Below are 7,796 nucleotides of genomic sequence, written 5' to 3' on the forward strand. Positions count from 1 at the left end.
GCTCTTAACAAAATGAGGTGTGTGTGATGAGTGAATTAAAAAACAATCCCCTGCTGGTCAAAGAGGGATTGCCGAGGTACGACGAAATTGAGCCAAAGCACGTTGTACCGGGCGTAAAACATATGCTATCAGAAGCAGAGAAACAGATTGCGGCATTGGAGCAAAACATGACCCCATCGTGGAATGGGTTGCTCGTCCCGCTCGAAGAACTCGACGTGCCCTTTTCTTATGCCTGGGGACCAGTGGGCCATTTGCTCAGCGTAAAAAATTCCGATGACTTGCGCGAAGCACACGAGGTAGTCCTGCAAGACGTCGTGGCATTTGGTCTGCGCGTGCAGCAAAGCCGTCCCATTTACGAAGGCCTGGTGGCAATTCGAGACGGCGAGGAATGGGCAAAGATAGATGAGGCTCAAAAGCGATGTATCGATCTGAAAATTCGCGCAGCCGAACACGCCGGAGTGGGATTAGAAGGCACAGCAAAAGAACGCTTTAATGAAATCGCCAAAGAATTGTCGCAAATTAGTACAGATTTTTCCAATCATGTACTGGATGCGACCAAAGCCTATGAACTAATTATTGAAAATAAAAAAGATACAGAAGACTGGCCGAACAGTTTGCGACAAGTAGCCGCACAATCTTATGCACAGGCCAATGAAGGCAGCGAAGCCACACCGGAAAATGGTCCCTGGCGCATTACACTGGATTTCCCGAGCTTTTATCCCTTTATGCAACACCACCGCGTGCGCGACCACCGCGAGCAAGTTTACAAAGCATACATCCAGCGCGCATCCTCTGGCGAATGGGACAACAGCAAATTGATAGCACGCACCTTAAAATTGCGCAAAGAGCAATCTGCACTCCTGGGTTTTGAGACCTATGCTGACAGGAGCCTGAATGTCAAAATGGCCCCCGATGTAGCATCTGTCGAGCGCATGATCGGCGAATTGCAAGCGGCTTCGCAGCCCCATAGCGAAAATGATTTTGGCGCGCTGGAAGCACTGGCAAAGGCAAGTGGTCAGGAAGAGCCAGTCATGCACTGGGATACGTCCTTCTGGTCAGAGCGGTTGCGCGAGCAAAAATTCGATTATACCGACGACCAGTTGCGCCCTTATTTCCCGCTACCCAAAGTACTCGATGGCATGTTTGCATTGGCAGAACGCCTTTTTGATATTGAGATCGCGCGGGCAGATGATGAAAACGCGCACAAATGGCATGAAGATGTGCAATTCTTCAAAGTGCTCCGCGATGACGAGCGCATCGCGTCGTTTTATCTGGACCCCTATTCTCGTCCAGCAGAAAAGCGTGGTGGCGCGTGGATGAACGACTGTCTGGGACGGCGATGGCTCAACGGCGAACTTCGCTTGCCCGTAGTACATCTCGTGTGCAATGGCACGCCGCCCGTGGGTGACACGCCATCGCTGATGAGTTTTTCAGAAGTGGAAACCCTGTTTCACGAGTTTGGACACGGATTGCAGGGCATGTTGACGACCGTTGATTATGCCGATGTGGCGGGATTGCACGGTGTGGAATGGGATGCCGTGGAAATTGCCAGCCAGTTCATGGAAAACTGGTGTTATCAAAAACCCACACTAATTGGAATGACCGCACACGTAGAAACGGATGAACCCTTGCCAGATGACCTGTTTGAGAAAATCGTCGCCGCGCGCACATTTCAGGCGGGGTCTTTGATGATGCGCCAGTTGTCCTTTGGAAAAACAGACATACTGCTGCATTCCACCTACGATCCAGATGGCGAAGAAACGGCTTTTGATGTAGAGCGCAGGGTAACCGAAGAAATGTCCGTATTGCCCCCCCTGCCAGAAAGTCGCTTCTTGTGCTCATTTTCCCATATTTTTGCCGGAGGCTATGCCGCCGGGTATTACAGCTACAAATGGTCAGAGGTATTGAGCGCAGATGCATTCGGCGCTTTTGAAGAGGCCGGACTGGACGATGAAGAAGCCGTAAAAGCAACCGGGTGCAAATTCCGCGATACAATCCTCGCACTGGGCGGCAGCAAACACCCCATGGATGTGTACCGAGAATTTCGCGGGCGCGAACCGAGCACAGAGGCATTGCTGCGGCACAATGACCTGTTGTAAAGTTAAAAACGAAGGAAATCATTATGCTGGAGTTCTTCTATAACTGGTTACTCAGCCTGGGTGTCGAACCAGAGATGGCTCAAAATTGGACTGCACCACTATTGGTGGGCCTGTGCATTTTGGTGCTCAGTGTGATTGCCGATTTTATCGTAAAGCGCATAGCTCTGCGAACGCTAAAGTACGTGATTGAAAAAACGACAACACCCTGGGACGATGCATTTGTAGAGCATCGGGTTCTGGACCGGTTGGCGCATCTGGCTCCCGCAGTGGTCATCTACCTTTTGGCCGACTTGCCATTTGCGGGAATGACAGAAGCAGACCGGGATTATTGCGTAGCGATTGTTCGGGATGCCGTACAAATTTTTGTCGTAATCATCAGCATCTGGGTGGTTGCGGCATTTCTCAATGCCGCGCTATCTGTTTATCAGACATTTGAGATCTCCCGCGAAATCCCCGGCAAGGGTTTTGTGCAGGTCTTGAAAATACTGGCGTATTTTGTAGGCGGCATTTTGATTTTGTCAATTTTGTTAGATCGAAATCCCGTATATTTCCTGAGCGGATTGGGTGCATTGATGGCCGTGCTTTTGCTGGTATTTAAAGATGCCATCCTGGGATTGGTTGCGGGCGTACAACTGAGCGCGAATAAAATGGTCGCCGTTGGAGATTGGATTGAGATGCCGAAATACGGCGCAGATGGAGATGTCATTGAAGTGGCATTGACCACCGTAAAGGTGCAAAATTGGGACAAAACAATTACCTCAATCCCTTCCTATTCATTGATCAGTGAATCGTTCAAGAACTGGCGCGGCATGCAGGAATCGGGTGGGCGTCGAATCAAGCGATCAATTTTAATCAATATCCAAACAATCAAATTTTGCGACGAAGAGATGCTGGCGCGATTTTCAAAAATCAAATACATCGCTGCCTATATCGAACACAAGAAAGACGAACTCGCAAAATTCAATCAGACGCAAGAGATAGATGAGTCGAGTCTGGTAAATGGGCGGCGCATGACCAACGTGGGCACATTTCGGGCATACATCGTCGCGTATTTGAGAAATCATCCAAAAGTCAACCTGGAAATGACATTTTTGGTGCGACAACTGCCGCCGCAGGAACATGGCTTACCAATAGAAATTTACGTCTTCTGCAACGATACGGTATGGGCGAACTACGAGGCGATTCAGGCGGATATTTTCGACCACATCCTATCCGTAGTGCCCGAGTTTGACCTCAGCGTATTCCAGGCACCAACAGGACATGATTTTAAGCACCTCGCTGCAAAAAATTGAAAATAAGGGAGGGCGTTGTGTCACAAGCTAAAGCAAGCCGAAGAGACTGAAAACTCAATTCGCAAACATTGAATCCTTTGTTTTTTATGCTACAATGACGGGCACAGAGGCACCTTTTATCTGTGTTTATCCGTGTTCATCTGTGGTTGCTTTTGATTTATGTCAGACCAACTCAAACAACGCAATCGCGAACTCTCAATCCTCAACGCGATTGCCCATGCGCTCAACCAATCCGTCAATCTCGATCAAGCCCTCGAAACAGCACTTGAAAAAGTAGCTGCATTGCTCGGCTTGAGCACGGGTTGGATCTGGCTCATGCACGAAGACACACACCAGCCCTATCTGGCTGCCGCGCAAAACTTGCCCCCTGTACTGCGCGACAATCCGGGTAAAATGGGCGGCTGGTGCTATTGTCTGGACACCTATGAGAAAGGCGACTTGAAGGGTGCGGCAAATGTAAATGTCGTGGCCTGTAGCCGCCTGAAAGGACTTGTAGAAGGCACAGATGGATTGCAGTATCACGCGAGTATCCCGCTATACGCGCAGGAAAAAAAAGTGGGCGTATTAAATGTGGGCAGTGCAGAATGGCGTGAACTCTCGGAAGAAGACCTGCGCTTGCTCAATACAGTGGGCGACTTGATGAGCATTGCAATTGAACGCGCGCGTCTATACGAAAAAAGTGTTGAAATTGGCGCAGTGGATGAGCGTTTCAGACTCGCGCGGGAATTACACGACACCCTGGGTCAGAATCTGGTGGCGATCTTAATGCGTCTGGAAACTCTGGATGCCTTGCTCGACGGCAATACAGATCGCAAAATCCTGTCCGAAACCGTGCGCGATGCCATAGCTCTGGCGCGCGATAATTTGGAAGATGCGCGGCGGGCAGTGCTGGATTTGCGCGCTGCCCCACTTGAAAATCGCACGTTGATTGAAGCATTGAAAACTCTGGGACAAAATATCGGTGGCGCAGCGAGTGTACGCGTAAAAAGTATTGGCGAACATCCCCTATCCATTAGAATAGAAGCGAGCTTGTATCGCATGGCACAAGAGGCGTTGAACAACATCGCGCAGCATGCAGAGGCAAAAAAAGTCCTCATCGAACTGACATCAACGCCTCAATACGTCCAATTCGTAGTCGAAGACGACGGTCGCGGATTTGATCCCGAAAACGTGCGGGAAGATCAATACGGTCTCATTGGCCTGAATGAGCGGGCGCATTTGCTGGGCGGTTCATTTGCAATTGAAAGCACGCCTGACCGCGGCACGCGTTTGGAAATCCACATCCCACTGGAGCGCGAGATATGAGCAAACCCATTCGCATTGTCGTTGCAGACGATCATCCCGTTGTGCGCGATGGCCTGATTGCCATGCTACAGACCCAACCCGATTTTGAGGTCATAGGAGAAGCTGGCGATGGCGCAGAAGCATTGCACCTGGTCGCCGAACGCACCCCCGATGTGCTATTGCTCGATTTGGAGATGCCGCGTGTAGATGGTATTGAGACACTCCAGCAACTGGGAGAACAGGGAAGCAGCGTGCGGGTAATCGTATTTACAGTCTTTGATACGGACGAGCGCATCGTATCGGCAATGCGGGCTGGCGCAAAAGGCTATCTGCTCAAAGGCGCGCCCCGAGATGATGTGTTTCGCGCCGTGCGCGTGGTGAACGAAGGCGGATCCCTACTCGAACCCCTCATCGCTTCCAAACTATTGGACAGCGTGAACAATCCCGATGCATTGACCGCACGGCAAAAAGAAGTGCTACACCTGTTGGCAACGGGACTGTTGAACAAAGAAATCGCCGATCAACTCAACATTTCCGAACGCACGGTAAAATTTCACGTCAGCGAAATCCTGGGCAAACTCGGCGCGGGCAACCGCACAGAAGCCGCCGCAATTGCGATGCAGAGGGGATTGATATAGAACTGAAAAGAGTTGGATTCCATTTATATTTTTTCAAGCCCTGCTTGCTTAAGCAGGGCTTTTATTTTTGGGATTCTATCCCAATATCGCAAAAAAATGGAAACTGGGACAAATTTTGAACTTCAGGACAAACTTACGAGGTTGACATATAAGGGCGAATAGGGCCTATTTTTTAGAACGATATATCGTCTATAAGGACGCGGTAGTTCAAACCGTGTGCAGGACATACACCTGTTGAGATCGCTCTCAACACAACCATTTTTCAAAGGAGTTGCAGCTATGAAACACCTGCGTAGATCTATCGTTATAGGCATCATAGCTCTGGTAGCTATGAACTTCCCCACCTCTATTTTCGGCCAGACCACAATCGGCATTCGGGGTGGCATGAGTCGGGCGTCTGCAAGTGGGAACTTTGATGGCGCAGATGTGGATGCGCGAACCGGCATCAAACTCGGTGCTTCTGCGACTATCCCAATACAGGACAAATTCAGCCTTCGACTCGGTGGCGACTATGTGCAGAAGGGTTACGGTCTTAGTGCAAATTTAGAGGGTCTTAGTATCAGTGCAGATGTAAGTTTGGATTACATCGAGCTTTCGGGCCTGGGTGTCGTCAACCTCACGCCGCCCGAGAGCGCAGCTTCTGTGTATGTGCTTGCCGGACCGGCGATGGGGATCAATGTCAAGTGCGAAGCCGCAGGTGAGGATTGCGGTGATGATGGAGATGGACCAAAGACCACGGACCTTGGTATTACAGGAGGGATCGGTACTGAGATGGCGATGTCCGAAGGAATGACATTCTCAGTCGAGTTACTGTACACTTTGGGGATCCTATCGATTGCCGAAGGAGAGGATGTTAAGAACCGAGCCATTGCTCTCCAGATCGGTGTCGGTTTTCCTATCGGAAAATAGTGACAGGCAAAATTTAAAAAAGGCGATCCATTATGCAATGGATTTGGATCGCCTTTTTGTAAATATCAATCACTCAGGCGCGCCACAATTCACCGTAGATATTAACTTCAAAATCGGACACTTTATTGATAAATTTCCGACCTGCAAAAATCATAAGTCTCTATAATACGATTTATAGAATTGTCAATTTTTTTGAAACTTTATACGGGACAAAGCGTGAGAAACGGAACAGAGGCAGATGGCAAAGTTGGCAGACAAACCCTATCGCGCCTTTCCTACCATATCAGCAGCGTTGTCGCTTTTTTCGTATCCTTTCGGGAGGGAATTGCCACGATCAATAATGTGAACGGTCTTTTTTAAGCTGTTGGCAAACAAATATTTATGCAAATAGATCGAGGTTTGTAAGTCATTAAAACAAATCCTTACAAATCCAATTTGCAAAACTGTTCACACGGTTGGTCATGGCACTTTCTTTCAAATTCTTTCCCTTCGCGCTCGGCTTCACCAGTCTGCTGAGCCGGATATCCTCGTTTTACCCGTGGTCGCTTTCCTCCCAGACCAGCAGTTGTTCCCCTTCTCTGGATAGTTCTGAAAGCGATCGTGCAGTATCCTCTCTCGATGTACCTCCCAATCACGCTGTTTTCCTTCAGATTTTCCGCATAGATATTCCAGGCATGTACCACATGGACTTGTCTCGTGATGACTCTACACGGGACAGGTCTATGCGGTATATCAGCGGTATTTCTGCGTGTATTGAATCCGATGTAACTCAGTGCATCGTGGCAAGAAGCGCATATCGATTTTGCTATCGTCATTGCGAAGTAATCCACAGGTGAACCTAACTGGACTACTGACTCCGCAGAGCCTGCCCTTGCATGCTTTAAGCAAGGGAATGACGGCAATCGATATGAAATACGCCCTGATGTAACTCAGAGTGTTTGCAAAGGATCTGATGCAGGCGATGTATTGCCCAATGCCCGGTCTCTTTCATAGCCAAATTCAACAATGCGGGGGATATATGGACAAGCAGAAAATTCTGATTGTAGATCAGGAGCCACTCGTAATCTCAGCACTTGAAAGATTCCTGAGAGACAAATCGTATGAAATATTTACTGCGGAAAATGGGCACAAAAGCCTTGAAATTTTGCACAAGGAGAAAATTGACCTCGCTGTGGTTGAGGCACAGGTAGAGGATATGGATGGGATAACACTGCTGACGCATGTGCAGGCAGAGAAAATTCAGACAGCTATACTGATCATGACGAGTTTGGGATCCGCAGAATTGGGCGAGCAACTGATCAAGGCCGGTGCCGTGAGTGTACTTGATAAACCCATAGCGCGAGATAGATTTTTGACCAAAGTAAAAAGATATATGCCATCACAGTATATATGGAAAGACCGGTTGGAATCATTTTTGGAAGATAATTACAGCAATCCAGACCTGAAATTTGAAGACATCATGTACTATTTCAAGTTTTCTAAGACCTATGGATATGAATTGTTCAAAAAATATTTTGGCGAATCATTCAGGATGTGCCTGCGGAATGTGCGCCTAACAAAGGCTGAAGAAGCGT

The 7,796-nt window shown here is 48.7% G+C and carries 6 protein-coding genes; all 6 read left to right on the plus strand.

Translation table 11 applies throughout. From position 1 onward, the window contains the following. The first annotated feature begins 26 nt into the window (after positions 1-26). Positions 27-2,099 carry a M3 family metallopeptidase gene (locus F4Y39_03535; protein ID MYC12775.1) on the plus strand — a complete coding sequence of 691 codons (2,073 nt, stop codon included), beginning with the start codon at positions 27-29 and terminating at the stop codon, positions 2,097-2,099. A gap of 23 nt (positions 2,100-2,122) precedes the next feature. Beyond that, positions 2,123-3,391, plus strand: coding sequence for a mechanosensitive ion channel (locus F4Y39_03540; protein MYC12776.1), 1,269 nt, complete (start codon positions 2,123-2,125; stop codon positions 3,389-3,391). A gap of 159 nt (positions 3,392-3,550) precedes the next feature. Continuing rightward, positions 3,551-4,696: a GAF domain-containing sensor histidine kinase gene (locus tag F4Y39_03545; GenBank protein ID MYC12777.1), complete on the plus strand. Its 1,146-nt coding sequence runs from the start codon at positions 3,551-3,553 to the stop codon at positions 4,694-4,696. Continuing rightward, positions 4,693-5,313: a response regulator transcription factor gene (locus F4Y39_03550; GenBank protein MYC12778.1), complete on the plus strand. Its 621-nt coding sequence runs from the start codon at positions 4,693-4,695 to the stop codon at positions 5,311-5,313. Before F4Y39_03545 ends, F4Y39_03550 begins: the two co-directional genes overlap by 4 nt. Positions 5,314-5,592: 279 nt before the next feature. Next, entirely contained in the window at positions 5,593-6,222 is a 630-nt protein-coding gene (locus tag F4Y39_03555) for a PorT family protein (protein ID MYC12779.1), read from the plus strand. A gap of 934 nt (positions 6,223-7,156) precedes the next feature. Beyond that, positions 7,157-7,796: response regulator (locus F4Y39_03560; protein ID MYC12780.1), on the plus strand; the 640-nt coding region annotated here is incomplete at its 3' end.

The organism is Gemmatimonadota bacterium (assembly GCA_009838845.1).
Lineage (GTDB): Bacteria > Latescibacterota > UBA2968 > UBA2968 > UBA2968 > VXRD01.

Coding starts and splice junctions, on each gene's coding strand:
- F4Y39_03555 (MYC12779.1), top strand. CDS start 5,593: ATGAAACACCTGCGTAGATCTATCGTTATAGGCATCATAGCTCTGGTA.
- F4Y39_03545 (MYC12777.1), top strand. CDS start 3,551: ATGTCAGACCAACTCAAACAACGCAATCGCGAACTCTCAATCCTCAAC.
- F4Y39_03540 (MYC12776.1), top strand. CDS start 2,123: ATGCTGGAGTTCTTCTATAACTGGTTACTCAGCCTGGGTGTCGAACCA.
- F4Y39_03535 (MYC12775.1), top strand. CDS start 27: ATGAGTGAATTAAAAAACAATCCCCTGCTGGTCAAAGAGGGATTGCCG.
- F4Y39_03550 (MYC12778.1), top strand. CDS start 4,693: ATGAGCAAACCCATTCGCATTGTCGTTGCAGACGATCATCCCGTTGTG.